Raw genomic sequence first — 23,902 nt, 5'->3', positions numbered from 1 at the left:
GTGGGTCGCGGCGGCGTCGGGGTCGGGCGCGGCTGGGGTTGCGGCGGCGTCGGCTCGGGCGTCGGCGGTACGGGATCGGGCTGCTGCACCGGGGCGGTCGCGGCGTCGTCGGGCGAGGGTTCGGGCTGCGGATTGTCCGCCGGCGCCGCCTGGATCACCTCCTCCGAGACGATGGTCACCGGCACCGAGGCGACCAGCGGCGTCTCGTCCTCGTCCGTCTTGTGCGACACCATCACGAAGGCGAGCGCGATCACCCCGGCGTGCAGGGCGAGCGATCCGAGGATGGCGGGGCTCGGCCGACGCAAAGGATTCAGGCCTCCGGCGCCGTGTCGGTGATCAGGTTCAGCTTGGTGAAACCCGAGGCGCTCAACCGCGCCATCACCCGCGCCACCGCCTGATAGGGGGCGCGCCCGTCGGCCCGCACGAACACCGGCCGCTCGGCCGCCCTGTCGGCGCCGCCGGCCTCGGTCAACAGGCGCGTGGACAGGGCGTCGAACGCCGTCTCGCTGTCGCCGACGAAGATCGCGCCCTGCTGGTCGATGCTGACCGACAGGGGTTCGGACTTGATCTCGACCGCGCTGGCCTCGGTCTTGGGCAGTTCGACCGGCACGCCCACCGTCAGCAGCGGCGCCGAGATCATGAAGATGATCAGCAGCACCAGCATCACGTCCACCAGGGGCGTGACGTTGATCTCGGTCAGAGGCCCTTTACGCCCCCTGCGCCCTCGACGCCCGCCGCCGCTCGCACCACCGCCCAGGGCCATGGCTCAGACGCCCCGCTTCAGGCTGAGGTCGCTGGACGGCGGGGGCGGAGGCGGCGGTGCCGACGGGCTGCCCAGGCGGCGCGCCACGGCGGCCTGCAGGTCGTCGGCGAAGGCCTCCAGGCGGCCGACGAACTTGCCCGCGTCGATCGAGAATTTGTTGTAGGCGATATAGGCCGGGATGGCCGCCGCCAGGCCGATGGCGGTGGCGAACAGGGCTTCGGCGATGGCCGGCGCCACCGTCGTCAGATTGGTGTTGCCTGCCGCCGCGATCCGCCCGAACGCATTCATGATGCCCCACACGGTGCCGAACAGGCCGATGAAGGGCGAGGCCGTCGCCACCACCGACAGCACGCCCAGGCCGTTCTCGATCCGCTGGCCCTCGCGCGAGATCAGGCTGTTCATCGCCTTGTCGATCCGCACCAGCAGCAGGTCGCCCTGATGCTCGTTCAAAGCCCCGCGCTGACGCGCCTCGCGCCAGTCCGACAGGGCGATCACCAGCATGCGCGGCAGGGCATGGTCCGGCTCGGGTCCGGCCTGGGACGCCACCTCTTCCAGCGACCGGCCGGACTGAACCGACTTTTCGAACTCATCGGCGCGCTTGTTCAGCGCCGTGAACCGAACCGCCTTGTCGATGATGATCGTCCACGACCAGATCGAGGCCGCCGCCAGCCCGATCATCATGCTCTTGACCACCCAGTCGGCGGTCAGGAACAGCTCGACCGGGTTCATCATCGCGGCGTCGACAGGCGTGGTCATTCAGGCGCTCCGGGCGGAATCGAGATCGTCACGTCCCCTCTTCGACCGAGCGGACGTGACCATTGTGTGGCGTCCGGCCCGTTTAGCCCCGACCCGTCCGCCCGTCATCTGACAGGCGCGTCATAAGGGTTAACGGCAGGTTACTCGGACGCCGTCCGACGCGCGTTCGGATCGACCGCGACCGACACGGGTGCGCCTACGCTGATGATGACGCCCTCGTGGCCTTCCTTGGCGATGGAATAGGTGGCGGCGTCCTTCAGCAGCTGCTCCTCGCATTGACGGTCGCCGGGGCGGCCCAGTTCGGCGCAGCCGCGCTTGGCCGCATCGGTCCAGCCCAAGACCCGGCGCGTCGCCGCCTCGGCCCGCTTGATCGCCGCCTCGTCTTCTGCAGCGGCCTGCGCGATCAGGGCCTGGCGCGCGCCCTGCTGGTATTGCAGCTCGGCCTGGCCCGCCATCTTGCGTTCCCAGACCTTGTAATAGGGACAGCCTACCAGCCCGCCGCCGACCAGCAGCACGAACAGCAGGATCGTGACGATCACCGCGCTGGCGGACATCTTGTAGGTTTCTGCGGCCATGACGTTTCCCCCTCGTTGGCGCGATCCTAGTCGGCGGTCCCACCGGCCGCCAGCCACGGCGTGACCTTCTCGACCAGAGCCTTCGACGGCCGTCGCGGCCGTCCGTCCAGATGGATGCACACCGCCGTCACCTCGGCCCGGCACAGCACCTCGCCGGCCCGCTCCACGCTCTGGCGGATAATCAGACGCACGCCCTTCACCTGCTCATAGACGGTGCGCACCACCAGGGCGTCGTCGATCCGCGCGGGCTTGAGATATTTGATGTTCAGCTCCGACACCACGAAGGCCAGCGGCTCGGCCTCCTCCAGCAGATCGGCGTGCCCCACCCCGATGGCGCGAAGAAAATCGGACCGCCCCCGCTCGAAATAGCGCACATAGTTGGCGTGATAGACCAGGCCGGTGAAATCGGTGTCCTCGTAATAGACGCGCACCGGCAACAGGTGATCGCGCCCCTCGAAACGGCCGGCGGTGGGTTGGTCGGAGATTGCGGTCACTGAAACCTCGTGCGTCGTGCAGTCGCCATAGCCAGTCCGATCGCGACAAGCCATCCGATCACCGGCGAAGCGCCATATCCCACCACCGGCGCCGGATAGGCGCCCAGCAGATTGCCCGCCGACAGACCGATCCAGAACCCGGCCATGGCCAGTCCGACGGCGGCTCCAACGCCGCGCGCCCGCCAGCCTACCCAAAGCAACGGGGCCGACAGCACGACCAACGCCAGGCCCGCCGCCACGCCGAGGATCGGCGACATGGCCCAAACCGTCGGCACGACATCCTCGACATAGGGAACGCGCGGCAGGGCCTGCGAACGCGTCAGGCTCCAGAGCGCCAAAATCCAGGCCAGGGCCGCCAGCGGCGCCAGCGTCTTCCACGACCCTCTCGCCGCCGTCAGCAATCCGGTCGCCCCCAACGCGAAGGCCAGGCTGGCGGCCCCGTCGAAGCCGAGGCCGAACGTCAGGATCGTCAGGCCAGCGACGCCTGCCGTCCACCCATCGTCTGCATCCTGCGCCACGAGCCAGAGCAGCGGGGCGCCCAGCAGCGAAGCGGGGTGAATCAGAACCGGCCCCAGCGCCAGCCAGCGATGCGCGCCCTGCATCTCCACGCCCGTCGTCAACATCAGGACGGCGACGACCAGGATCGCCGCCGCCAACATCAACCTCGGACCCCGGCCTGGCCGCGCCATCCGCGACGCCGCCCACAGCGCCACGGCCCCGATCAGAAACGCCGCGCCCTGGACCACGACCGACGCCGTCCCCGCCCCGGCCGCCCGGATCGCCAGCAGGCTGATCGCCGCCGTCGCCGTGATTTGTGCGATCAAGGCGAGTGCCGACCGCTTCAACCGACGACGGATCACGGCCGGCGGTTCGGCGCGGCCATGAAGCCGGGGCAGTAGCTTTGGCGCATTTCGCGGAACTCGGTCGGCAGAGGGTCGTCGCTGAACAGGATGCGATTGGGGATGGAGACGAAGCCCACCGCCGGCCCGCCGGCGACGCGCCCGACATAGCCGCATACCGATCGCCTTTCGCCGTTCTCGGCGTAGCGCAGCTCGGCGCCGCGCCCCGCCTGGGTGCGGATTTGGCGCATCACCCGCGCATCGGCCGCCTCGGGCGACGGGGTATTCGACGGCTGCATCAGCACCCAGACGCCGACCGCGCACAGGGCGAGAACCAGCGCCGCCGCAATCATCAGACGCTGCTGAAGCGGACTACGATGGCGCATCACCCTCATGCGGCGGGCGCATCCAGGGTGAAGTCCAGCGGCGTGTCGGCGGCGGGCAGGCAGGCCCGATCCACCGGCTTTGACGGATCACGCAGGAAATCGCGCGCCATCTCGCGCGTGCAGGGGCTGGCGTTGATGACGCCGTGGGTCGCGTTGGTCACGATCACCACCTGGCTGTTCGAATAGCCCTTGGCGGCCGCCTCGGTCAGCGGCGGCGGGCAGCCCGGATCGATCTCGGCGGCGACGAACAGGGTCGGGATGTCAGCCCGGACCGGCAGATTTTCGATCGGCAGCGCCGGCCGTTCGCCCACCGCCGCGCAGACGTCGAACAGCCGCGACAGCGACGGGACCAGCACCTCGGCGACCGGATCACCGGCCGCCCCGGCCGCCAGCCGCGCCTTGGACTCGAAAGGCAGCTCCTCCTTGCACAGATGGGCCATGTGCTGACCCTCGAAATAGTAGGTGCGGCCCTCGGCGATCTCCGCGACCGGCGTCAGGTCGCCGGCGATGATCTTGTCCAGATCGACCGGCAGGCTGCGCACGCCCGTCGCGCTATAGGTCGTGTCCATCAAGAAGGCCGACAGGTCGTCGACGGTGAAGGTGCGCCCGTCCTTGCCCGTCACCGGACCGGCCAGCCATTTGCGCGCCTCGGCCTCGAACCGTGCTTGAAGGTCCGGATGCTGCGCCGCGCAGGCTGTCTGGGCCGCGCATTTGGCCAGGATGATCTTCACCGCCGCCGACACCTGTTCGGGCGTGCCGACGGCCCAGTTGCCCTCGGGCGGCCAGGGGCTGTCCATCACGGCGGCGCGCACGATCTGGGGCTGGTGGGTGATCACCGCCGCCTCGATGCGCGGACCGTACGATCCGCCCCACAGGTCGATCTTGGCCAGCCCCAGGGCCTGGGCCATGTCCTTCACATCGTCGGCGATGGCGGCGGCGTTGTACTGGTTCAGATCAACGCCTTGCGCCTGATACCCCTTCAGACAGGCGATCAGCCCGTCGCGGTCCTCGTCGGACGGCGGCCCCGCATCGGTCAGTTCGACGCCCGGACAGTCCATCGACGGGTTGCTCGCCCCGCCGCCCCGCTGGTCGAACAGGATCACGTCCTGATCCACCGCAAAGGCTTCCGGATTGCGACGCAGCGCCGCCAGCATCCGCCCCGCACCCGGCGTCAGGGCCCCGCCCGGTCCGCCGTGGAACATCACCATCGGCGGCAGCGCCTGACCCGCGGCGTCCTTGTAGGGCGTGCTGGCCTTGAAGATGACGACGGCGATGTCGATGCGTCGATCGCTGACCGAGCCGTCGCGCGCCTCGTCCACCGTCAGGGTCCCGCACCGCACCTCGCGCAGGCCCGTCGGCCAATCACTGGGACAGGCCTTGTCGGTGAAGACGGGGGCCTCTGCTCTCGCAGGCGGCGCCAGACCAGTCAGGCCGGCCGCAAACGCCATCACGGCCAGGGTGCGCAGGATCATGGGACGACGGCTCCGGTTCGCCCCCAGCAAACCCCCGCCCGCCCCGCTTGGCAACGCCTATTCGAACAGGTCGCCGGGCACGGGTCCGGCGGAGGGTTGCGCCGGCGCGCTGAGGCCCAGATGCGCATAGGCCTTGGCGCAGGCCATGCGGCCGCGCGGCGTGCGCATGATGAAGCCCTGTTGCAGCAGATAGGGTTCGATCACGTCCTCGACCGCATCGCGCGCCTCGGCGATGGCGGCCGCCAGGGTGTCCATCCCGACCGGCCCGCCGCCATAGTTCTCGATCAACGCCTTCAGGAACCGTCTGTCCAGGCTGTCCAGCCCGGCCTCGTCCACCTCCAGCCGCGCCAGCGCCCGCGCCGCCACCAGTTTGGAGATCGTCTCGGCCCCTTCGGCCGAGGCGAAATCCCGCACCCGGCGCAGCAGGCGCCCGGCGATCCGAGGCGTTCCCCGCGCCCGCGACGCGATCTCGCGCGCGCCGGCCTCGTCGATGGCTGCGCCCATTTTGCGCGCCGTGCCGCGCACCACCGCCGTCAGTTCGTCGGGGGTGTAGAACTCCAGTCGCAGCGGAATGCCGAACCGGTCCCTGAGCGGCGTGGCCAGCAGGCCCGCCCGCGTCGTCGCCCCCACCAGCGTGAACGGCGCCAGGTCGATCCGCACCGAGCGCGCCGACGGCCCCTCGCCGATGATCAGGTCCAGCACATGATCCTCCATGGCCGGATACAGGATCTCCTCGACCTGGGGGCTTAAGCGATGGATCTCGTCGATGAACAGGACGTCGCGCGGCTCGAGGTTGGTCAGGATCGCCGCCAGATCGCCCGCCTTGGCCAGGATCGGCCCGGAGGTCGCACGGAACCCCACGCCCAGCTCGCGCGACACGATCTGCGCCAGCGTCGTCTTGCCCAGTCCCGGTGGTCCGAACAGCAGCACATGGTCCAGCGCCTCCGCCCGCCCGCGCGCCGCATCGATGAAGACCTTCAGATTGCCCTTGGCCTGCGACTGGCCGACGAACTCCGACAACGTCTGCGGCCGCAGCGCGCGATCGAAGGATTCGCCGGTCTCGGCCTCGGGGGAGATGACGCGGGTCATGTCGATGCGGCTCTCATCGGCCCAACTCCTGCAGCGCCGCGCGGATCACCGCCGACAGCTCCGCCTCTTCGCCCAGACGGATCAAAGCCTGATCCACGGCCCGGCGCGCATTGACCTCGGCGACGCCCAGTCCAAGCAGGGCCGACACGGCCTCGCCGGTGATCGAGGGAACGGGCGTTGCGATCTCGACGTGCATGCCGGGTGCGACGGGCGCAAAGCTGGCGTCGCCCAAGGCCTTGCCTTTCAACTCGGTGACGATCCGCAGCGCCAGCTTCGGCCCCACGCCGTTGGCCCGCGCCACCGCCGCCTTGTCCTCGCGCGCCACCGCCGACGCCAGTTCGCCGGGCGGCAGAACGTCCAGCACCGCCAGCGCCGCCTTGGGCCCCACGCCCTGAATGGCCAGCAGGGTCGTAAACGCCCGCCGCTCGTCGCGCGTTAGAAATCCATACAGGCGCGGCCCCGCATCCTCGCTCCACTGCGAATGGACATGCACCGTCGCCTCGTCGCCCGGCGCAGGCAGTCGCCCCAGCGTCCGCGCCCCGCACGACACGACATAGCCCACGCCGGCGCAGTCGATCAGGCATTCCGCCTCGCCGACCTCGGCCAGCACGCCTCTCAAACGCCCGATCACGCCGCCCCCCGGTGCATCGCTTCCAGCAGGGATCGCTTCCGGAGTTGCGCATGGGTGATCGCAACCGCCAGGGCGTCGGCCGCATCCGCCTTCACGTCGCCCGCGGTCGGCAGCAGCCGTTTGACCATGAAGGCGATCTGGCTCTTGTCCGCATGGCCTGCGCCCACCACCGCCTTCTTGATCAGGTTCGGCGAATATTCCGCCACCGTCAGACCCGCCTTGGCCGGCGCCAGCATCACCGCCGCCCGCGCATGACCCAGCTTCAGCGTCGAGGACGGGTTCACATTGACGAACACCTCTTCCACCGCCGCCTCCTCGCAGCCGTAGTCGGCGCAGATCGTCCCCAGCGCTTCGAACAGATGCAGCAGCCGCTCGCTGAACGGCGCGGTCTCGGGCGGGGCCACCACGCCGTGCGCCACCCACCTCAGGCGCGCGCCGTCGGACACGACGACCCCCCAGCCGGTGCGTCGCAGACCGGGGTCCAGGCCGATGATTCTGACAGGTTCGTTCGCCATCCGTTCCCCTCATGCCGCAAAGAGGGTTATCGGGCAATGAACGGTTTCAGTCGTCGCGCGGGTCCAGGCTGTAGGCGACCACGCCCGGTATGGCGCACAGCTGTTCCGCCAGCCGCTTTAGCTGGCTTTCCTCGGCGGCCTTCAATCGCCAGGTCCGTCGAACGGTCTGTCCATCGATCAGCTCGAAACGGTCATGTCGCGCGTCCGCATCGATGGCTTTCAGCGCCGCCTCGATCGCCGGCTCCGGCGACGCCTCGCGCCGCTCCCAGCACACTTCGGCGTCCACCACCGTGCGCGCGGGCAAACGCCCGTTGATCAGCCTCAAACCGATCAGGATCAGCGCCGTGACCACCGTCGCCGCCGTCCCCAGCGCATAGAGGCCTGCCCCGAACAGAATGCCGATCGCCGAAGTGATCCACAGCGACGCCGCCGTGGTCAGCCCGTGGATCGAAAATCCGGTTCGGAAGATCACGCCTGCGCACAGGAACCCGATCCCCGTCAGCACGCCGTGCGCCATCCGCGTCGGGTCTGTGACGATGTTCTCGTCGGGCAGGGCGCGGAACGCCCAATCCGCCTGCGACATAGCCGCCAGCATCAGCAGGGCCGACGCCAGGCTGACCAGAATGTGCGTTCGCAGGCCCGCCGCCCGGCCTCGCCATTCGCGTTCGAAGCCGATGAGCCCGCCCGCGATCACCGCGCCGAGGATCGGCAGGACAGCGCCTTCCAGACTACCCAGATTCATCCGCGCTCAACGATGCGCCGAGCGCGGATGTTCCTTGGACGGACGATGCTGCGACATCGTGGTCGCAGCGGCCGCCTCAACCGTGCTTATCGATATAGGTCTCGGGATCCTTGTTCACCGGCTTTACGCCGGTGATGTACTCGGCCTCGAAGGCGGCGAACTTGACCGCCAGCGCATGGCGCGTCTCGACGTCGGCGTTCATACGGAAATCGGTCAGCCCCTGGCGCTCTTCCTCGCCCATGTGTTTGGAGTTGACGACGTTCGCCTCGCCCACGGCGTCGAACCAGGCCTTGGTGCCGACCTTGTGCTTTTCGACCGCCTTGACCGCGTCACGCAGCTTGTTGTGGTCCTCGATGGCGTCTTCGGTCTCGCCCTCGACCGTGCCGTCCTCGGCGTCGTTGGCGCCCTCGCCCTGCTTCAGCAGCTCCGGATAGAAGAACCGCTCCTCGGCCTCGGCGTGCACATCCAGGAACGCCGACAACCGCGACCAGACGGCGCTCAGCGCATCGGTGTTCTTGGGGTCGATCTGTTCGATGATCGCAAACAGTCGACGCTGTTCGGCATGGTCGTCGAGGATCAGCTGGGTGATGTCCATAGGGGGCTCCAGGCGTAACGGTGAAGCCTCGTTACGCCCGGCGCACGACCCGGTTCCGTGCGAACGACTCGCGGTCGTTCGGGATCAGCCCGCGTACTTGGCCGCGTCCTCGTCGGAGATGTCCTCGTTGGAATAGACCGCCGACACGTCGTCCTCGGCGTCCAGCGCGTCCAGCAGCTTGAACAGGGTGCCGACGGCCTCGCCGGTCACCGGCACTTCGGATTGCGGCTTCCAGACGATGGCGGTGGACTTGGGGTCGCCCAGCACCTTGGACATGGCCTCGGCCACGTCGTTCAGGTCCTCGAAGGCGGTCCAGATCGTGTGGCCCGGCGCGTCCTCATAGATGTCAGGCTTGACCAGATCGCTCTCGACGTCCTGGGCGCCGGCCTCGATGGCGGCCTCCATGACGGCGTCTTCCGAACCGGCCTCGGCGGCGTAGGTGATCTTGCCCACCTTGTCCCACATGAAGGCGACCGAGTTCATCTCGCTCAGCGCGCCGCCGTTCTTCTTGAAGGCCGCCCCGATGTTGGACGCCGCGCGGTTGCGGTTATCGGTCAAAGCTTCGACGATGATGCCCACGCCGCCCGGACCCCGGCCCTCGTAGCGGACCTCTTCCATCGTATCGACGTCGCCGCCGGCGGCCTTGTTGATGGCGCGCTGGATCACGTCCTTGGGCAGGCTTTCGGCCTTGGCGTTGTTGACCGCCAGGCGCAGGCGCGGGTTCGCCGCCGGATCCGGCAGGCCCGACTTGGCCGCCACGGTGATGTCGCGCGACAGTTTGGAGAACAGCTTGGAACGCTGCGCATCGGCGCGCCCCTTGCGGTGCATGATGTTCTTGAATTTCGAGTGGCCGGCCATGGGATCGTCTTTGAGCGTTCTGAACCTGAGCCGCGCCTCCTAAACGAAGAGCGGCATCCTGTCACGATACGCCGATCGGGGGCGACAGGGGTGGAACCTGTACCGTTTGGGCGTATTGATCCGGGCAAGACAGACGGAGCGTAAAGCCATGACCGCAGACGACACCATCTATGAAGCCGAAGGCTATATGGACGAGGACCTGCACGAGGCCGACATTGTCGAGTGGTACGAAGCCCGCCCGGTCACCGTCTCCACCGCCGTCGCCACCGGCGCCATCGTCACCGCCTTCACCCTGGGCGCCCTGACCGCCGTCGGCGCCCTGTTCCTGATCGGCCGTCTGGACGACTGAGGCCCTAGACGCTCAGGCGTAAGGCCAGGGCCGCCAGGGCGACGCCCAGGACCGGCAGGGTGAGCACCACGCCCACCTTGAAATAATACCCCCACCCGATCTTCACGCCCTTCCGCGCCAGGACGTGCAGCCACAGCAATGTGGCCAGTGAACCGATGGGCGTCATCTTCGGCCCCAGGTCGCTGCCGATGACATTGGCGTAGATCATCGCCTCCCTCGCCGCGCCCGTCGCGCCCGAGGCGTCGATCGACAGGGCGCCGATCAGGACCGTGGGCATATTGTTGGCGATGGCCGACAGGAAGGCCGTCAGGAACCCGGTTCCGAAGGCCGCACCCCAGACCCCGCCCTGCGCAAATCCGTCCAGCAGGCCCGCGATCTGGCGTGTCAGACCGGCCTTGCGCAGCCCGTAGACGACCAGATACATCCCCAGTGAGAAGATCACGACCTGCCACGGCGCCTCGCGCAGCACCTTCGTCGTGCTGATGACCGCGCCGCGGCCCGCCACGACCAACAGGACGACCGCCCCCGTCGCGGCGACGGCGGACACCGGCACCCCTCGCGGTTCTAGCACGAAGAAGCCGATCAGCAGAAGCGCCAGGATGATCCAGCCCCAGAGGAAGGTCGCCCGGTCCTTGATCGCGCTGGACGGCGCGGCCAAGCGCTCCACGTCATAGGCCTTGGGGATATCGCGCCCGAACACCGCGAACAGCACCATCAGCGTCGCCGCGATGCTCGCCAGGTTCACCGGCGCCATGACCGCCGCATAGCGGTCGAATCCGATGTCGAAGAAGTCGGCCGAGACGATGTTGACCAGGTTGGACACCACCAGCGGCAGGCTGGCCGCATCCGCGATGAAGCCCGCCGCCATCACGAAGGCCAGCGTCGCTTTGGGGCCATAGCCGAGCGCCAGAAGCATGGCGATGACGATGGGCGTCAGGATCAGCGCCGCCCCGTCGTTGGCGAAGACCGCCGACACCGCCGCGCCCAGCAGGACGAACAGGACGAACAGCCTGCGTCCATGGCCGCCACCCCATCGCCCGACATGCAGCGCCGCCCATTCGAAGAATCCGGCCTCGTCCAGCAACAGGCTGATGATGATGATCGCGACGAAGGTCGCCGTGGCGTTCCAGACGATGTCCCAGACCACGGGGATGTCGGCCAGGGTGACGACGCCCAGCAACAGCGCCGCCGCCGCACCGCCCATCGCGCTCCAGCCGATCTGCAGGCCCTTCGGCTGCCAGATCACCAGGGTGATGGTGACCGCGAAGATCAGAAAGGCGACGATCATGGGCGGCTCCATCTCGGCCGACCGACGACCGCAGCGCCCCCTCTAGCTTGCACGACACCATATTTCCAGTATCTTGGAATAATGGAAGCTGAACCGGCCATTCTCGCGCTCGCCGCCCTGGCGCAATCCACGCGACTGGACGCCTTCCGGCTGCTGGTCCGCCATGCGCCGGACGGACTGCCGGCCGGAGAGATCGCGGACCGGCTCGCCGTTCCGACCAATACGATGTCGGCGCATCTGGGCGTGCTGTCGCGCGCCGGACTGATCGCGTCCCAGAGGCGCAGCCGGTCGATCATCTACCGCGCCGATCTGGATCGACTGGGCGAGGTCGTGCTGTTCCTGCTGAAGGACTGCTGCCAGGGCCGCGCCGAGCTTTGCCAACCCCTGCTGGCCGAACTGGCCCCCTGCTGCGACTGAGGCCAATGGACGTCGTTATCTATCACAACCCCGCCTGCGGCACGTCGCGCAACACCCTGGCCCTGATCCGCCACGTCGGGATCGAACCGCATGTGATCGAGTATCTGAAGACTCCGCCCAGCCGCGCGCTGGTGGCCCAACTGGTCGAGCGGATGGGTGGATCGGTGCGCGATATCCTGCGCGAAAAGGGTACGCCCTACGCCGACCTCGGCCTGGGCGACACAGGCCTGTCTGACGACCAGCTGCTGGACGCCATCGCGGCCCACCCGATCCTGATGAACCGCCCCATCGTCGTCTCGCCCCTGGGCGTAAAACTGTGCCGCCCGTCCGAGGCGGTGCTGGACCTGCTGCCCGACCATCTCTCCAAGCCCTTCGTCAAGGAAGACGGCCAGGTCGTTCTCGACGCCTAGGGGCGGGCGCGAGGTCTATGACGCGCGTTGCCCGTCCAGCCAGTCCAGGCGGCTGAGCTGCAGGCTGATCGCCAGTTCGATGCGGGGACGCTCGATCGGGTCCAGCGACACCACATACTGACGCAAGGCGGCGATTTCCGCCTCCACCGTGCGCCTCAAGGTCGCCATGGCCTCAACCTTTCTGACAGGCGGCAGGCGGTCCCACATGCCTGAGCGCAGGCGGAAGGGATCCAGACCGACGCTGGCGGCGCGCTCGGCGTCGCAGATCCAGTCTTCCATCACCGCGACTCCCTGCGCCGTCAGGGACAGAAGAACCGTGCCCCGGCCCGAACCCGTCTCGGCCGCGTCGATCACGCCACGATCCGTCAATCGTCGAATAGCCGGATAGACGGCGCCCGCGCTGCCCCTCCATTCCAGAGACATCGACTCCTGGAACGCCTTGCGGACTTTGAAGGCGGTCGAGGCTCCGCGATGGTGGATTTCCGACAGGATGGCGCCTTCCAGCTCCGTCAGGCTTCCTTGCCGATTGTTCATTTGACCCGATCCGACTCGATAGTCCTAATCGGACTATCGACGTCCATGGAGGAATGCATGATCCGGTCCCTGTTCAAACGCGCCATGGCGGCGTCCTGCCTGGCCGGAGTCAGCCTATCGGCTGGCCTTGCTGCGGCGCAAGCCGCGCCTGTCTCTCAAGCGACCCCTCAGGCGACCGCGTCGGCGCCGGCGGCCGCTGTGGCCCGCATCCCGCTCTATGTCTCGGACGGCCGGGCGCTTCTGATGATGCGGATCAACGGCGGCCATCCTGCGCCCGTCGTCTTCGACACCGGCACCAACGGCAATCTGATCTACAAGTCCTACGCCGACGACATGGGCATGCCGAACGTGGGCCCGTCCCAGTCCAGGGACGGCAGCACGGGCCTGATGGTGCCCGGCTATACGACCAGTCTGAAGGGCGTGACCCTGGGCGGCTATGCAATCACCGAGGGCCCGGCCACCGTCTTCGAGTTCAGGGACGAGGACGAAGTCGGCATCTTCGGGCCCAACACCTTCCCCGAAAAACTGGTCGAGATGAACCTGGCGAAGGGCGAGCTTCGCATCATGGCGCCCGACGCGCCCCAGCGTCCCGAGGGCCCCGGACACGCCTATTCCGACGACGAACGCCTGCCGGTCGTCGCCCTGGAGCTGCCGGGCGCCTCGGTCGAGGCCACACTGGACACCGGCAACGACAGCGCCTTCCTTCTGCCGCTGTCTCTGGTCAGCCAGATCAAGCTGAAGGGCGAGCCGCGCAAGATCGGCATCGCGACCTCGGCCGCCGGAACCCAGCCGGTGTACGAGGCCCAGGCCGATGGTCCGGTCAAGGTCGGCGGCGTCGTAGTCGACAGCCCCAAGCTACGCTTCATCGAGGGCGGAACCCCCAATATCGGCCTGCCCATGATGCGCAAGTTCCGGTTCGTCTTCGACCCCACCAACGAACGCACCTGGGTCCTGGCGGGCGACTGACGCTCAGGGCGGTCTGATGCCGTCAGGCGTCGGACCGTTCAGGCGTTTGCGGGACGCGATCCGTCAGCAGCTTCAGGACCTTGGCGGTGATGGCCAGTTCCTCATCGGTCACGCCCGCCAGCAGTCGGGTGCGGTCTTCGCGCGCGACACGATCGGAGGCGTTCAGCGCCTCCAGCCCCTTGGGCTCCAGCCGGATCAGATTGGCGCGTCCGTCGCCGCAAAACGGATGACGCGACACCAGACCTTCTTCGATCGAGAGCTTGATGCGGCGTGACAGCGACGCCTCCGATATCCGCAGGATCGCCGCCAGCTCCGACTGCGTCAGCCCCTTGGGCTTGGACGCCAGAACATACAGGTGCGCGCGCTGCGCCGCCGTATAGCCTCGGCCGCGAAACAGCGCATTGGCCCGCGTGATCCACGCCCGGGCCACGAAGGCGATGCGCATGGACACGACCAGTTCCAGGCTTCCGCGCGGATCGTCCCCGGTCGTCGATGCATCCGCCTCCGTAAGGCTCAGATAGAAGGCGTCATCGAGATCGGCGGGGTCGGAAGGCATTGGCATCACGCAAACAGGCGCTGGATTTCAGGCGAAGGGCGACAGCCCTACCCCGCGCGCAGGTTCTCCACCACGCTTCTCAGCCGCGCCGGCAGCGGCTTGGGCCGGCGGGTTTCGGCATCGACATAGACGTGGACGAAATGGCCGATGGCGGCGGGAACATCCACGCTGCGCTTGAAGACCGCAAAGCCGTAGGTGACGCTGGAGGTGCCGATCGCATCGACCTTGATGCCGACCTCGATCACATCGGGGAACTTCAGCGACGAGGTGTAGCGACAGCCCGAATCCACCACCAGGCCGATGGACTCGTCCAGCGCATTGGCGATCAGCAGGTGGGCGTTCACCGCCGAGTCCACGAACTCGTAGAATTTGGCGTTGTTGATATGGCCGTACTGGTCGTTGTCGGCCCAGCGGGTGGAGACCATGTGAAAGGCCTTATAGGTCGCCCGTTGCGCCAGCGCGCCCTCGTCTCGTTTCGGCATCGTCGTCTCCCTCGGCGACGCGAACCGTCGCTCTCGATCCCGACGCTCTAGCTTGGACGACGTTAGGTCAAGCGCCTATCGGTAGGTCGTTGATGACGAAGGCTTGAACCATGACCCTCACGACCCGCGCCGCCGTCCTGTCTGACATGGGCGCCGCCCGCCCCTACGCCGACAGCCGCCCCCTGTCGGTCCAGACCGTCACGCTGGACCCGCCCGGCCCCGGCGAAGTGCTGGTCGCGATCAAGGCCGCGGGCCTGTGCCACTCGGACCTGTCGGTCATCAACGGCGACCGCCCTCGCCCCCTGCCCATGGCCCTGGGGCACGAGGCGGCGGGCGTGGTCGAAGCGCTGGGGGACGGCGTCACCGATCTCGCCATCGGCGATCACGTCGTCATGGTCTTCATGCCGTCCTGCGGCCACTGCAACCCGTGCGCCGGCGGCCGTCCCGCCCTGTGCGAGCCCGGCGCCGCCGCCAACGGCCGGGGCGAGCTGTTGTCCGGCGCCCGCCGCATTTTCCGCGAGGGCGAGCCCGTCAACCACCACCTTGGCTGCTCCGCCTTCGCCGAGCGGGCCGTCGTCTCGCGACGCTCCCTGGTCAAGATCGATCCCGACCTGTCGTTCGAAGAGGCGGCCCTGTTCGGCTGCGCCGTCCTGACCGGCGTCGGGGCCGTTGTGAACACCGCCGGCGTCAAGGCGGGCCAGAGCGTCGTCGTCATCGGCCTGGGCGGCGTGGGCCTGGCCAGCGTGCTGGGCGCCTTGGCCTCGGGCGCCAGCCCCGTTGTCGCCGTCGACCTGTCCGAGGACAAGCTCGCCCTGGCCCGCACCCTCGGCGCGGTCGAAACCGTCAACGCCGCCGACCCCGATGCGGTCGATCAGGTCCGCGCCCTGACGAACGGCGGCGCCGACTTCGCCTTCGAAATGGCCGGCTCCGTCCGGGCGCTGGAGGCGGCGTGGAAGATGACCCGGCGCGGCGGAACCACCGTCACTGCCGGCCTGCCGCCGCCCGATGCGGCCCTTGCCGTCAATGTCGTCTCTCTCGTCGGAGAAGAGCGCACGCTGAAGGGCTCCTACATCGGAACCTGCGTCCCCAGCCGCGACATCCCCCGCTACGTCGCCCTGTATCGCCAGGGCCGCCTGCCGGTGGATCGCCTGATGAGCGGCGTCATTCCCCTGGATGACATCAACACCGGCTTCGACCGCCTCCACGCCGGCGAGGTCGTGCGGCTGATCGTCAGACCCTGACGACACTGTAATCCCGCCGCCCGGTTTCGGCCGCAAATCCGCAGACCAATGTCCGCTCAAGCTTCAGCGGAGATCTCCCATGCGCCCGTCTCGCCTGTCCTGCGCCGCCGCGATTTCGGCCGTCGCCCTGGCCTTCGCCGTTCCGGCCCTAGCGCAGGAGACCTCGCCTCAAAACAACGCCGAGATGGCCGCCATCTTCGCCGCCGACCAGGCCGTAAGGCAGAACCTGACGCCGGACTTTTTCAAAGACCGCGCCCGCGTCACAGAAATGCTCGCCGCCGACGCCGAACGCCGTGTCCAGACCCGCGCCCTGCTGGACGCCGGCGCGCTCCAGACTGGCGAGGACTACCGCGCCGCCGCCTTCGTCTTCCAGCACGGCTCCACGCCCGAGGATTATCTGCTGGCCCATAGCCTGGCCGTCGCCGCCGTCGCCAAGGGCTCGCCCGAAGGCGCCTGGATCGCCGCCGCGACGCTGGATCGCTATCTGCAGATGACCGAAAAGCCGCAGATCTACGGCACCCAGACGCGCAAGACCCGCGACGCCCCGGCCACCCTCGATCCCTACGACCGCGCCCTGATCCCCGACAGCCTTCGCGCCGTCTTCGGCGTCCCGCCCCAGTCGGAACAGGACGCCCGTCTGGCGGCCGTCAACGCCGCGGCGGAGGCCGCGGCGTCCAAGCCCTGATTGCTCAGTTCGCCGCCGGCTTCGGCGGGGCGTTCTTCACATACTGGTCCAGCCAGCGGGTCATCTCCCACAGGGTGTGGCCCACCGATTCCCGCGCGCGGTATCCATGCGCCTCCAGCGGCAGGGTGACGTAGCGCGCCGTCGCCCCCAGCCCCTTCAGCGCCGCATAGAAGCGCTCGGACTGCACCGGGAAGGTGCCCGAGTTGTCGTCCGCCTCGCCGTGGATCAGCAGGATCGGCTCGTTCAGCTTGTTCGCATAGGTGAAGGGCGACATCTCGGTATAGACCTCGGTCGCCTCCCAATAGTTGCGCTGCTCGGACTGGAAGCCGAACGGCGTCAGGGTGCGGTTATAGGCCCCCGACCGCGCGATCCCGGTGCGGAACAGATCGCTGTGCGCCAGCAGGTTCGCCGTCATGAAGGCGCCGTAGCTGTGCCCCCCGACCGCGATCCGGTCGCGATCCGCCACCCCCATGCCGACCACGGCGTCGACCGCGGCCTTCGCATCGGCGACCAGCTGCTCGACATAGGTGTCGTTCGGCTCGGCCCCATCCTTGCCGATGATGGGCATGGAGGGGTTGTCGAAGATCGCATAGCCCTGGGTCAGCAGGAACAGATGGCTGGACCCGCCCGGCCGCACAAAGCGGTTCTGCACGTCCACCGTCTGGCCCGCCACCGCCGCATCGGTGAACTCGGCGGGATAGGCCCACATCAGCATCGGCAGCGGCCCGTCGCGGTCCTTATCGTAACCGGCCGGCAGATACAGCGTCCCCGACAGCTTGACCCCGTCGGCCCGCTCATAGGTCACCAGTTGCCGCGTCGCCTCGGCCAGCTGCGGCGCCGGATCGGGGAAGTTGGTCAGCCGCGTCGTCTGGCCCGTCGTCAGGTCTCGGATCTGCAGATTGGGCGGATCCAGCCGCGTCTCGCGCTGCGTCACCACCCGCTTGCCGTCCGTATCCAGGAAGCCGACCACCGCCTCGTAATCCGTATTGGCCGAGGTCCACAGCCGTTCGCTGCGTCCCGTCGCCGGGTCCATCGCGGCCAGGAAGGGGAACTCGCCCTGCGGCGTCGCGCCCGCGCCCGACATCAGGATGCGCCCCTGCGGATCGAAGCGGATCACCGAGCGCCCTTGAGCATTCGGCTGGGTCACCGGCTGGCCCGGATTGTCGTAGCGCGCCTGATAGTTCCGCTCCAGCAGCACCCGGCCCTCGCCGGGGTTGGACGGATCCACCACGAAGCGCGTCTCATGCCGGGTGTTGAACCAGCGGCTGTTGACGATGGCCAGATCGTCCCGGCCCCAGACGACGCCGCCAAACCGTTCCTTCAGGTCGATCAGCTTCACAGGCTCGGCCGTGAACGGCGCGGCCTGCATGAAGACCCGATCCCGGAACTCGGCCGCCTTGCGGATGTCCCCGCCGTCCAGCGCCTCGACCCAGGTCAGGGTCGCCGGCGCATCGGCCCGCCATTCGACCGCGCGCGGCCCCGGCGCCACGGCGTCGAAGGCGGTCGGCACATCGTCCCTCAGCGGCAGGTCGGCGACCGTGCGCACCTCGCGACCGTTCATATCCGTCACCACGATCTCGGTCGGGAACAGGTCGTCCGGCACTGCGTAGGAATAGGGCCGCTTGGCGATCTCATGCAGGATGTATTGGCCGTCCGGCGACACCGCGGCATCCAGATAGACCGCAGGCGCCCCGATCGTCCGGGCACGGCCGTTCAGCGGAACCAGCGTCAGCTGGCTGGTGAAATAATGGTCGAACAGGGCCTCGTCGCCGGGGTTCGACAACAGGTCCTGATACGTCCGCACCGGCGCGACCCGCCCGGCCGTCTCCTCGATGTTCGGCCCCGTCGGCGCCGCCGTCACGTCGGGCGCCGGACCGCGCCCCGCCGGAACCGCCTCGACCAAAAGGCCCGAACTGTCGGGCAGCCACTCATAACCCGTCCCGCCGGTCATATTGACCACCGGATCGGTCAGCTTGCGCGCCCGCGCCGAGGCCACGTCCACCACCCACAGCTCCAGCCCCGTCGGCCGGTCCAGCACGAAGGCCAGCGACTTGGCGTCCGGCGAGAACCGCGGCGCCGTGAACCGCGCGCCGTCGGGCAGGGCCACGATGCGAGGCTGCCCCCCGTCCACCGCCTGCAGGCTCAGACCCGTCAGCCACGCCACCCGGCTTTCGGCCGCGCCGTTGTTCCTGGGATTGATCCGCGTCCCCGCCAACCGCAGCATCGGCTCGGCCAGGGCCTTGATGCTGGGCAGGTTCGACCGGTCCATCAGCACCAGCGTCCGCCGATCCGGGCTCAGCATCGACGACGGCGTCGGCTTGGCGTCCAGGATGTCCGCGATCGGCGCCGGCGGCTGCTGATAGACCATCGGCCCCGCAGCCGGCGCCGCGTTCTGGGCTAACGCCGCACCCGCCACGCCGCTCAGCAGCACCGCCGCCAGAACCAGCCCAACCCTACGTCCACGCATCATCATCGTCTGAAGTCCCCACAAATCCCGAGCCCCAGACCTAACCCCGCCTTTCCACCGCCGACAACCCGTTTCGGCGTTACAGTGTCACATTGGCGCGGCGACGCCTGCGCCTGGCCCAGTCGATCCTCGAAATATCGTTGATACTCCAGATTGCCGCTTTCGGGCTTCGGCGTTAAGTTTCGCCGGAAACATCGGGGGGTGTGTCATGGTGAGTGCGAACACGACGGGCGGGGCCGACCGCGTCTTTCCGGGGCTCGCCGTCGTCATGGCGCTTGTCGTCGTGGCGGGCTTTTCGCTTCAGCTGGCGATGGGCCGCTCCAGCTTCGAGGCTCCGCTTCTGGTGCACGCCCACGCCGTGGTCTTCATGGGCTGGGTCGTCATCTTCCTGGTTCAGAACCTGTTGATCGCCACGGGCCAGCTGCGTTGGCACCGACCGCTGGGCTGGCTGGCGGCCGCATGGCCGGCGCCAATGCTGATCCTGGGCTGGCTGGTCACCGAGGCCATGGTGCGTCGGGGCGACGTGCCCTTCTTCTTCCGGCCCTTGCAGTTTCTGGTCTTCGATCCCCTGTCGCTCGCGACCTTCGTCGGCCTCACCGTCGCGGCGGTCTGGCTTCGTCGGTCGACGGACTGGCACCGCCGCCTGCACTATTCCGCCATGGCGATCCTGCTGGGGCCGGCCGTCGGTCGGCTTTTGCCCATGCCCTTGCTGATCCCCTGGGCCTGGGAGGCGACCACGCTCGTCACCCTGGCGTTTCCAGTCATCGGCATGATCATCGATCTGGCGAAGACCCGCCGGATCCACCCTGCCTGGTTCTGGGGTCTGGGGGTTCAGATCGCCATGATCGCGGCGATCGAGGCCCTCACCTGGTCGCCGCTCGGCCTTCAGCTTTACCAGACCGTCACGGCCGGTTCTCCCGGCGCCGCCGTCGCGCCGCTCGCCTTCCCGACGCCCCCCGGTCCGCCGCCAGGGGTCTGAGCATGACGCAGAGGCGCAGACCGCGTCCCTACCCCGCCAGCAGCGCCTCGACCTGATCACGCTCCGGCGCCGACGGCTGCGCGCCAGGACGCGTCGCGGCGAAGGCTCCGGCGGCGCAGGCGAAGCGCAGCGCCTCGGCCGGGTCCATGCCTTCCAGCAAAGCCACCGTGATGGCGGCGACGAAGGCGTCGCCCGCGCCCGTCGCATCGACCGCCTCGACGGCCGGCGGGGTCGCCCAGGCCATTTCGACGCCGCGCTGATACATGGCCGCGCCTCGGGCGCCCTTGGTGACGACGACCCGTCCCCCGCCCCGGTGCAGGCCGTCGCCATAGAAGGCCGCCTCGGTCTCGTTGACGACGATAAGGTCGGCGCGGCGCAGCAGCAGTTCCGACACCGGCGCGGCGGGCGCCAGATTGGCGCAGACGAAGCCCGTCGCCCGGCCCACCGCCGCCTCGACCGTCTCGATCGGCAGCTCCAGCTGCACGATCAGCGCGCCCTCGATCCGCTGCGGCAGCTGTTCAGGGGTGACCATGTGGTTGGCGCCGGCCGCGACCACGATCTGGTTCTCGCCGGTCGGATCGACGGCGATCAGGGCCACGCCCGTCGGGGCCGCCACATCCACCTCCACCCCCGCCAGATCGACGCCCAGATCCTCCATCAGGGCCAAGGCCTCGCCGGCCATGGCGTCATTGCCGACCCGCCCGATCAGGCTGGCCTCTGCCCCCAGTTTCTCGGCCGCCAGAGCCTGGTTGGCGCCCTTGCCGCCGGGATGCCGCGCCAGGGTCGCCCCGGTCACCGTCTCGCCCGGCGCCGGCAGTTGGGGCGCGGTGGCCACCAGATCCAGATTGATCGAGCCGACGACGGTGATCCTCATGCGCCGGCCTCCAGCGGCTCAACCTCCAGAGCTTGGGCCTTCAGCTTGGCGACGATCAGGTCGAACACCCCTTGCGTATCCGCCGCGACCGCCCAGCGATGCCGCGCCGTCGCCGGATCGATCCGGAACTCGACCGCCGTATGCCCGCGCGTCAGGTCCGAACCCGTCTCCACTTCGATCCGGCAGGGCTTGGTCTCGAACAGGTCGGGCTTGATCAGCCAGGCGATGGGACACGGGTCATGCAACGGAGCTGCGTCCCAGCCCACGATCTCGCGCTCCACCCGCTGCGAGAACCGCAGCGTCGACGCCGCCGCCCGCGCGGCCTCGCTGTCGATGGCCTCTATCGCTACGATCCGGGCCTCGGTCGCGCGCACCTGATGGGTCGCGTCCAGGCCGAAGGCGACCACCTGACACCCCGATCCGAACACCACCGCCGCCGCATCCGGATCGGCCCAGATGTTGAACTCGGCGGATGCGGTGACATTGCCGCCTTCCGACCGCGCCCCACCCATGACGACCACCGGCCCCAGCCGTTCGGCCAGCCGCCGATCACGCCGCATCGCCAGCGCCAGATTGGTCATCGGCCCCAGGACGGCGATGGCGACCGAGCCTTCGGGCCGGCTCATCACCAGATCGACGATGGCGTTGGCGGCCGGTCCGTCGCCGACGATCCCCGTCGGTTCGAACGGCTCCAGATCGCCCAGACCCTCCACGCCGTGAAACTCGCCCGCCCCCGCCGGCGGACGTTTCAGCGGCCGCTCCGCCCCGCCGAACACCGGCACGTCCTCGCGCCCGGCGATCTGGCGGATGATGCGCGCATTGCGCTGGGTCTTGGCGCCGGGAACATTGCCCCCAACCGTGGTGACGGCCAGCAGCGCCAGCTCGGGCGCGGCGAAGGCCAGAAACAGCGCCACGGCGTCGTCCACGCCGGGGTCGCAATCGATGATCAGGGACTGAATAGACACCGCCCATGACTAGGCAGGCCGGCCGCGCGGAGCAAGCCGCAACCGCGCCTCAGACCCGACACGCTTCCACGCACGCCGTCACGCATGCTTGGGCCAGCACCTCGGCCGAATCCGTCAGGGGGATCGGCGCATCCTCGGCCTTCAGCAGCAGCGGCACCTCGGTGCAGCCGGCGATCAGCCCGTGCGCGCCCGCCTCCGCCAGGGTCTGAGCCAGCCGCAACATCCCTGACCGCGCCGCCTCGCCGACATCGCCGCGCTTGACCCCATAGACCAGCGCCATGAAGGCCTCGCGGTCCGCGCCCTCCAGCAGCACCGTCTCGAGCCCGCGCGCCGCCAGCGCCTGCGTGTAAAGCCGCTCGCCCCCCGGCGTCGCCAACACCCCGATCCGCTCAACTCCAGACGCCGCCGCCGCATCCGCCGTCGCCGCGATCATGTCGATGAAGCGCAGGCCCTTCGCCTCGCACGCCGCGCGTATGCCGCCCGCCTGGGCGTGGGCGGTGTTGCAGGGCATGGCGATCACCTCGGCCCCCGCCGCCGCCAGCCCCTCGGCCATCTGTCCCAGCACGACCTCGGCCTCGCCCGGCCGGGTGTTGCGATCGGGCACCTGGGGGTTCAGGTCCATCACCACCCGGATGTGATCGGCGTCCCCGTCCGCCGGCGTCAGCGCCTGCACCCGCGCCAGAAACGCCACCGTCGCCGCCGGTCCCATGCCGCCGATCACGCCCAGGATTTTGCTCATCGCATCACACCCCATCCCACGACCGCGGCGGCGGCCAGAACTGCCGGCACGGCGTAGCGGCTCTTCCAGGCCCACGCCACCGCCAGGGCGACCGCAAAGATCGCCACGGCCGCCGCCATCGACGGGGCCCGCTGCAAGGTCGCCCATCCCAGCTCCACGCTGGTCGCGGCGATGATCCCTACGACGGCGGCGGCGACCCCGGCCAGAAGATCGTGCAGCCGCCGGTCCTCGACCACCGCCTCCAGCCGCTCATAGAAGATCATCGAAAAGGCGAAGGCGGGGGCGAACACCCCGGCCGTCATCGCCAGCGCCCCGCCCCAGCCCGCGACCACGAAGCCGACGAAGGTGCAAAAGATCACCAGCGGCGCCGGGATCACCCCCGCAAAGGCGATCCCGTCCAGAAACGCCCCATCGTCGATCAGCCCGCGCCCCACCGTATCGGCGCGCACATAGGGAATGGCGGTATAGGCGCCGCCGAACGTCAGCAGCCCCGCCTTCAGCCCCGTCCAGAACATCGCGACCCAGCCGACGTCGCCCGCCGGCCCAGCCGTTTGTCCAAACAACGGCCCGCCGTCCCCCAGCCCGTGCATCGCCAAGGCTGCGACGCCCGCCAGCACCACGACCCCGACGGCCAGACCGACCCGCCCGGCCCGGACCAGCACATAGGCCGTCCCGCCCGCCGCCAGCACGATCCAGAACGCCGCCCCGGCCAGGGTCGCCGCAAAGCCGACGACGGCGACGGCCCACAGCCAGCGATCCTCCAGGATATGCGATCCGATCTTGCAGACGGCGCGCACGATCACCGCGACCACCGCCGCCTGAACCCCCAGGAACGCCCCGGCCAGCAGGCCCACGACCGGCGACAGCGCCACATAGGCCCAGCCGATCCCCAGCATCAGGATCAGCCCCGGCAGCATGAACCCCAGGCCCGCCAGCAGACCACCGATCCGCCCCCGCGCCCGCATGCCCATATGCACGCACAGCTCGTGCGCCTCCGGCCCCGGCAGGACCTGCAACACCGCCAGCAGCCGGTTGAACCGCGCGCTGGACATCCACCCGTCCTGATCGACCAGCTCGCGCCGGATCATCGCGATCTGCGCCACCGGCCCGCCAAACGCCAGCAGCCCGAACCGCAAGAACCGCAGAAACACCGCCGCCAAAGACAGCGCCGGCGGGACAGGTTCGGACTGCGGCGCAATCATCCGATCAGTCCTGATCTCGCGAAAAGGATTTGC

29 protein-coding genes and 1 pseudogene are annotated in these 23,902 nt (G+C 68.9%); 7 read left to right on the top strand and 23 right to left on the bottom strand.

Going from position 1 to position 23,902, the window contains the following annotated elements:
• The 14 genes and pseudogenes from GGC30_RS08105 to GGC30_RS08040 all read right to left on the bottom strand — a co-directional run.
• Positions 1 to 305, bottom strand: a pseudogene (locus GGC30_RS08105) (energy transducer TonB); the annotation flags it as partial.
• A gap of 5 nt (positions 306 to 310) precedes the next feature.
• The gene (locus GGC30_RS08100) at positions 311 to 763 is read right to left on the bottom strand and encodes an ExbD/TolR family protein (RefSeq protein ID WP_055806475.1); all 453 of its coding nucleotides are present in this window, start codon (positions 761 to 763) and stop codon (positions 311 to 313) included.
• A gap of 3 nt (positions 764 to 766) precedes the next feature.
• Positions 767 to 1,519 carry a protein TolQ gene (tolQ, locus tag GGC30_RS08095; RefSeq protein ID WP_153923386.1) on the bottom strand — a complete coding sequence of 251 codons (753 nt, stop codon included), beginning with the start codon at positions 1,517 to 1,519 and terminating at the stop codon, positions 767 to 769.
• 140 nt (positions 1,520 to 1,659) lie between these two features.
• Positions 1,660 to 2,094: a hypothetical protein gene (locus GGC30_RS08090; protein WP_153923385.1), complete on the bottom strand. Its 435-nt coding sequence runs from the start codon at positions 2,092 to 2,094 to the stop codon at positions 1,660 to 1,662.
• A gap of 26 nt (positions 2,095 to 2,120) precedes the next feature.
• Positions 2,121 to 2,579, bottom strand: a complete 459-nt coding sequence (gene ybgC, locus GGC30_RS08085; RefSeq protein WP_370451930.1) for a tol-pal system-associated acyl-CoA thioesterase — start codon at positions 2,577 to 2,579, stop codon at positions 2,121 to 2,123.
• Positions 2,580 to 2,584: 5 nt separating this feature from the next.
• Positions 2,585 to 3,412 carry a hypothetical protein gene (locus GGC30_RS08080; RefSeq protein ID WP_153923383.1) on the bottom strand — a complete coding sequence of 276 codons (828 nt, stop codon included), beginning with the start codon at positions 3,410 to 3,412 and terminating at the stop codon, positions 2,585 to 2,587.
• Positions 3,413 to 3,444: 32 nt separating this feature from the next.
• Complete coding sequence (locus GGC30_RS08075) at positions 3,445 to 3,813, bottom strand: hypothetical protein (protein ID WP_153923382.1); 369 nt, start codon at positions 3,811 to 3,813, stop codon at positions 3,445 to 3,447.
• A 5-nt stretch (positions 3,814 to 3,818) separates the two neighbouring features.
• The gene (locus tag GGC30_RS08070; RefSeq protein WP_153923381.1) at positions 3,819 to 5,285 is read right to left on the bottom strand and encodes an alpha/beta hydrolase; all 1,467 of its coding nucleotides are present in this window, start codon (positions 5,283 to 5,285) and stop codon (positions 3,819 to 3,821) included.
• A gap of 57 nt (positions 5,286 to 5,342) precedes the next feature.
• Positions 5,343 to 6,374, bottom strand: a complete 1,032-nt coding sequence (gene ruvB / locus GGC30_RS08065) for a Holliday junction branch migration DNA helicase RuvB (RefSeq protein WP_153923380.1) — start codon at positions 6,372 to 6,374, stop codon at positions 5,343 to 5,345.
• 13 nt (positions 6,375 to 6,387) lie between these two features.
• Entirely contained in the window at positions 6,388 to 7,005 is a 618-nt protein-coding gene (gene ruvA / locus GGC30_RS08060; RefSeq protein ID WP_055806492.1) for a Holliday junction branch migration protein RuvA, read from the bottom strand.
• Entirely contained in the window at positions 7,002 to 7,520 is a 519-nt protein-coding gene (gene ruvC, locus GGC30_RS08055) for a crossover junction endodeoxyribonuclease RuvC (protein ID WP_153923379.1), read from the bottom strand. Before ruvC ends, ruvA begins: the two co-directional genes overlap by 4 nt.
• A gap of 46 nt (positions 7,521 to 7,566) precedes the next feature.
• Positions 7,567 to 8,262 carry an MgtC/SapB family protein gene (locus GGC30_RS08050; protein ID WP_153923378.1) on the bottom strand — a complete coding sequence of 232 codons (696 nt, stop codon included), beginning with the start codon at positions 8,260 to 8,262 and terminating at the stop codon, positions 7,567 to 7,569.
• 76 nt (positions 8,263 to 8,338) lie between these two features.
• A complete protein-coding gene (locus tag GGC30_RS08045; protein ID WP_153923377.1) occupies positions 8,339 to 8,857 on the bottom strand; it encodes a hemerythrin domain-containing protein in 519 nt (172 codons plus the stop codon).
• 84 nt (positions 8,858 to 8,941) lie between these two features.
• The gene (locus tag GGC30_RS08040) at positions 8,942 to 9,715 is read right to left on the bottom strand and encodes a YebC/PmpR family DNA-binding transcriptional regulator (RefSeq protein ID WP_055753937.1); all 774 of its coding nucleotides are present in this window, start codon (positions 9,713 to 9,715) and stop codon (positions 8,942 to 8,944) included.
• A 148-nt stretch (positions 9,716 to 9,863) separates the two neighbouring features.
• Here GGC30_RS08040 and GGC30_RS08035 point away from each other — a divergent pair, with 148 nt between their 5' ends.
• The gene (locus GGC30_RS08035) at positions 9,864 to 10,064 is read left to right on the top strand and encodes a hypothetical protein (protein ID WP_055753936.1); all 201 of its coding nucleotides are present in this window, start codon (positions 9,864 to 9,866) and stop codon (positions 10,062 to 10,064) included.
• Positions 10,065 to 10,068: 4 nt separating this feature from the next.
• Here GGC30_RS08035 and GGC30_RS08030 read toward each other — a convergent pair whose 3' ends face one another.
• Positions 10,069 to 11,352 carry an arsenic transporter gene (locus GGC30_RS08030; RefSeq protein ID WP_153923376.1) on the bottom strand — a complete coding sequence of 428 codons (1,284 nt, stop codon included), beginning with the start codon at positions 11,350 to 11,352 and terminating at the stop codon, positions 10,069 to 10,071.
• An 81-nt stretch (positions 11,353 to 11,433) separates the two neighbouring features.
• Here GGC30_RS08030 and GGC30_RS08025 point away from each other — a divergent pair, with 81 nt between their 5' ends.
• Positions 11,434 to 11,769: a helix-turn-helix transcriptional regulator gene (locus GGC30_RS08025; RefSeq protein ID WP_153923375.1), complete on the top strand. Its 336-nt coding sequence runs from the start codon at positions 11,434 to 11,436 to the stop codon at positions 11,767 to 11,769.
• Positions 11,770 to 11,774: 5 nt separating this feature from the next.
• Positions 11,775 to 12,179, top strand: coding sequence for an arsenate reductase (glutaredoxin) (gene arsC, locus GGC30_RS08020; RefSeq protein WP_153923374.1), 405 nt, complete (start codon positions 11,775 to 11,777; stop codon positions 12,177 to 12,179).
• Positions 12,180 to 12,194: 15 nt separating this feature from the next.
• Here arsC and GGC30_RS08015 read toward each other — a convergent pair whose 3' ends face one another.
• Positions 12,195 to 12,713, bottom strand: a complete 519-nt coding sequence (locus GGC30_RS08015; protein WP_153923373.1) for a PadR family transcriptional regulator — start codon at positions 12,711 to 12,713, stop codon at positions 12,195 to 12,197.
• Positions 12,714 to 12,770: 57 nt separating this feature from the next.
• On the opposite strand from GGC30_RS08015, the gene GGC30_RS08010 reads away from it, so the two are divergent.
• A complete protein-coding gene (locus GGC30_RS08010) occupies positions 12,771 to 13,679 on the top strand; it encodes a retropepsin-like aspartic protease (RefSeq protein WP_194943550.1) in 909 nt (302 codons plus the stop codon).
• 22 nt (positions 13,680 to 13,701) lie between these two features.
• Here GGC30_RS08010 and GGC30_RS08005 read toward each other — a convergent pair whose 3' ends face one another.
• Both GGC30_RS08005 and GGC30_RS08000 read right to left on the bottom strand, forming a co-directional pair.
• A complete protein-coding gene (locus GGC30_RS08005; RefSeq protein ID WP_194943549.1) occupies positions 13,702 to 14,235 on the bottom strand; it encodes a MarR family winged helix-turn-helix transcriptional regulator in 534 nt (177 codons plus the stop codon).
• A gap of 47 nt (positions 14,236 to 14,282) precedes the next feature.
• The gene (locus tag GGC30_RS08000; RefSeq protein ID WP_055806518.1) at positions 14,283 to 14,717 is read right to left on the bottom strand and encodes a thioesterase family protein; all 435 of its coding nucleotides are present in this window, start codon (positions 14,715 to 14,717) and stop codon (positions 14,283 to 14,285) included.
• Positions 14,718 to 14,827: 110 nt separating this feature from the next.
• Here GGC30_RS08000 and GGC30_RS07995 point away from each other — a divergent pair, with 110 nt between their 5' ends.
• Together GGC30_RS07995 and GGC30_RS07990 are read left to right on the top strand one after the other, a co-directional pair.
• Entirely contained in the window at positions 14,828 to 15,958 is a 1,131-nt protein-coding gene (locus tag GGC30_RS07995; protein ID WP_153923370.1) for a zinc-dependent alcohol dehydrogenase family protein, read from the top strand.
• 79 nt (positions 15,959 to 16,037) lie between these two features.
• Positions 16,038 to 16,643, top strand: coding sequence for a hypothetical protein (locus tag GGC30_RS07990; RefSeq protein WP_153923369.1), 606 nt, complete (start codon positions 16,038 to 16,040; stop codon positions 16,641 to 16,643).
• A 4-nt stretch (positions 16,644 to 16,647) separates the two neighbouring features.
• On the opposite strand, the gene GGC30_RS07985 is transcribed toward GGC30_RS07990, so the two are convergent.
• The gene (locus GGC30_RS07985; RefSeq protein ID WP_153923368.1) at positions 16,648 to 19,116 is read right to left on the bottom strand and encodes a prolyl oligopeptidase family serine peptidase; all 2,469 of its coding nucleotides are present in this window, start codon (positions 19,114 to 19,116) and stop codon (positions 16,648 to 16,650) included.
• Positions 19,117 to 19,318: 202 nt separating this feature from the next.
• On the opposite strand from GGC30_RS07985, the gene GGC30_RS07980 reads away from it, so the two are divergent.
• Positions 19,319 to 20,089, top strand: a complete 771-nt coding sequence (locus GGC30_RS07980) for a hypothetical protein (RefSeq protein WP_153923367.1) — start codon at positions 19,319 to 19,321, stop codon at positions 20,087 to 20,089.
• A gap of 28 nt (positions 20,090 to 20,117) precedes the next feature.
• Here the strand turns inward: GGC30_RS07980 and GGC30_RS07975 are convergent, their stop codons facing one another.
• Genes GGC30_RS07975 through chrA form a run of 4 tightly spaced genes read right to left on the bottom strand, consistent with a single transcriptional unit; the run spans position 20,118 to position 23,869 of the window.
• Positions 20,118 to 20,963, bottom strand: coding sequence for a ribokinase (locus GGC30_RS07975; RefSeq protein WP_153923366.1), 846 nt, complete (start codon positions 20,961 to 20,963; stop codon positions 20,118 to 20,120).
• Positions 20,960 to 21,928: a nucleoside hydrolase gene (locus GGC30_RS07970; protein ID WP_370451928.1), complete on the bottom strand. Its 969-nt coding sequence runs from the start codon at positions 21,926 to 21,928 to the stop codon at positions 20,960 to 20,962. The genes GGC30_RS07975 and GGC30_RS07970 overlap by 4 nt, the downstream gene beginning before the upstream one ends.
• 49 nt (positions 21,929 to 21,977) lie before the next feature.
• Complete coding sequence (locus GGC30_RS07965; protein WP_153923365.1) at positions 21,978 to 22,667, bottom strand: aspartate/glutamate racemase family protein; 690 nt, start codon at positions 22,665 to 22,667, stop codon at positions 21,978 to 21,980.
• Positions 22,664 to 23,869 carry a chromate efflux transporter gene (gene chrA, locus GGC30_RS07960; RefSeq protein ID WP_153923364.1) on the bottom strand — a complete coding sequence of 402 codons (1,206 nt, stop codon included), beginning with the start codon at positions 23,867 to 23,869 and terminating at the stop codon, positions 22,664 to 22,666. The genes GGC30_RS07965 and chrA overlap by 4 nt, the downstream gene beginning before the upstream one ends.
• Positions 23,870 to 23,902: the final 33 nt, after the last annotated feature.

It is taken from the genome of Brevundimonas sp. SPF441 (assembly GCF_009661015.1).
Classification (GTDB): domain Bacteria; phylum Pseudomonadota; class Alphaproteobacteria; order Caulobacterales; family Caulobacteraceae; genus Brevundimonas; species Brevundimonas vesicularis.
This window is presented reverse-complemented; position numbering and strand designations above follow the sequence as displayed.

Bases quoted from the DNA above. Each gene is read 5' to 3' on its own strand.
- GGC30_RS08100 (WP_055806475.1), bottom strand. From the start codon at position 763: ATGGCCCTGGGCGGTGGTGCGAGCGGCGGCGGGCGTCGAGGGCGCAGG.
- tolQ (WP_153923386.1), bottom strand. From the start codon at position 1,519: ATGACCACGCCTGTCGACGCCGCGATGATGAACCCGGTCGAGCTGTTC.
- GGC30_RS08090 (WP_153923385.1), bottom strand. From the start codon at position 2,094: ATGGCCGCAGAAACCTACAAGATGTCCGCCAGCGCGGTGATCGTCACG.
- GGC30_RS08075 (WP_153923382.1), bottom strand. From the start codon at position 3,813: ATGCGCCATCGTAGTCCGCTTCAGCAGCGTCTGATGATTGCGGCGGCG.
- GGC30_RS08070 (WP_153923381.1), bottom strand. From the start codon at position 5,285: ATGATCCTGCGCACCCTGGCCGTGATGGCGTTTGCGGCCGGCCTGACT.
- ruvB (WP_153923380.1), bottom strand. From the start codon at position 6,374: ATGACCCGCGTCATCTCCCCCGAGGCCGAGACCGGCGAATCCTTCGAT.
- ruvC (WP_153923379.1), bottom strand. From the start codon at position 7,520: ATGGCGAACGAACCTGTCAGAATCATCGGCCTGGACCCCGGTCTGCGA.
- GGC30_RS08050 (WP_153923378.1), bottom strand. From the start codon at position 8,262: ATGAATCTGGGTAGTCTGGAAGGCGCTGTCCTGCCGATCCTCGGCGCG.
- GGC30_RS08045 (WP_153923377.1), bottom strand. From the start codon at position 8,857: ATGGACATCACCCAGCTGATCCTCGACGACCATGCCGAACAGCGTCGA.
- GGC30_RS08040 (WP_055753937.1), bottom strand. From the start codon at position 9,715: ATGGCCGGCCACTCGAAATTCAAGAACATCATGCACCGCAAGGGGCGC.
- GGC30_RS08035 (WP_055753936.1), top strand. From the start codon at position 9,864: ATGACCGCAGACGACACCATCTATGAAGCCGAAGGCTATATGGACGAG.
- GGC30_RS08030 (WP_153923376.1), bottom strand. From the start codon at position 11,352: ATGATCGTCGCCTTTCTGATCTTCGCGGTCACCATCACCCTGGTGATC.
- GGC30_RS08025 (WP_153923375.1), top strand. From the start codon at position 11,434: ATGGAAGCTGAACCGGCCATTCTCGCGCTCGCCGCCCTGGCGCAATCC.
- arsC (WP_153923374.1), top strand. From the start codon at position 11,775: ATGGACGTCGTTATCTATCACAACCCCGCCTGCGGCACGTCGCGCAAC.
- GGC30_RS08015 (WP_153923373.1), bottom strand. From the start codon at position 12,713: ATGAACAATCGGCAAGGAAGCCTGACGGAGCTGGAAGGCGCCATCCTG.
- GGC30_RS08010 (WP_194943550.1), top strand. From the start codon at position 12,771: ATGATCCGGTCCCTGTTCAAACGCGCCATGGCGGCGTCCTGCCTGGCC.
- GGC30_RS08005 (WP_194943549.1), bottom strand. From the start codon at position 14,235: ATGCCTTCCGACCCCGCCGATCTCGATGACGCCTTCTATCTGAGCCTT.
- GGC30_RS08000 (WP_055806518.1), bottom strand. From the start codon at position 14,717: ATGCCGAAACGAGACGAGGGCGCGCTGGCGCAACGGGCGACCTATAAG.
- GGC30_RS07995 (WP_153923370.1), top strand. From the start codon at position 14,828: ATGACCCTCACGACCCGCGCCGCCGTCCTGTCTGACATGGGCGCCGCC.
- GGC30_RS07990 (WP_153923369.1), top strand. From the start codon at position 16,038: ATGCGCCCGTCTCGCCTGTCCTGCGCCGCCGCGATTTCGGCCGTCGCC.
- GGC30_RS07985 (WP_153923368.1), bottom strand. From the start codon at position 19,116: ATGATGATGCGTGGACGTAGGGTTGGGCTGGTTCTGGCGGCGGTGCTG.
- GGC30_RS07980 (WP_153923367.1), top strand. From the start codon at position 19,319: ATGGTGAGTGCGAACACGACGGGCGGGGCCGACCGCGTCTTTCCGGGG.
- GGC30_RS07975 (WP_153923366.1), bottom strand. From the start codon at position 20,963: ATGAGGATCACCGTCGTCGGCTCGATCAATCTGGATCTGGTGGCCACC.
- GGC30_RS07965 (WP_153923365.1), bottom strand. From the start codon at position 22,667: ATGAGCAAAATCCTGGGCGTGATCGGCGGCATGGGACCGGCGGCGACG.
- chrA (WP_153923364.1), bottom strand. From the start codon at position 23,869: ATGATTGCGCCGCAGTCCGAACCTGTCCCGCCGGCGCTGTCTTTGGCG.